Below are 313 nucleotides of genomic sequence, written 5' to 3' on the forward strand. Positions count from 1 at the left end.
GGCGCTGTTTGTTGGAGCGGCGCGCTAGCAACTGGAGGTGTGCTTGATACAACACGATCACTTGCTGTTACTGCTAGCTCTAAGCCCAGAGCTTTACTGGTTTGTTCTGATTGAGCATCAGTATTAAACCAAGCTTGGGAAACGTCAGGAAGCGAGATGTTTCCTGCTTCTTTTGGGATTAGTACCTGTTTGTACACTACAACTGCGTCGCCGGACTTTGTGGTACCAAATTGCGGCTTTTCTTCATAAACACGAACCGATTTAGGGTAGGTGATATTCAGTTTCGGTAGTTGGGGTTGCGTTAAGTTACTCG

At 47.0% G+C, this 313-nt stretch carries 1 pseudogene; it reads right to left on the reverse strand.

Annotation, left to right across the window (positions count from 1 at the left end):
* Positions 1 to 313, reverse strand: a pseudogene (locus A3712_RS15200) (BatD family protein); the annotation flags it as partial.

The sequence above is a fragment of the Vibrio sp. HI00D65 genome (genome assembly GCF_001635455.1).
Lineage (GTDB): Bacteria > Pseudomonadota > Gammaproteobacteria > Enterobacterales > Vibrionaceae > Vibrio.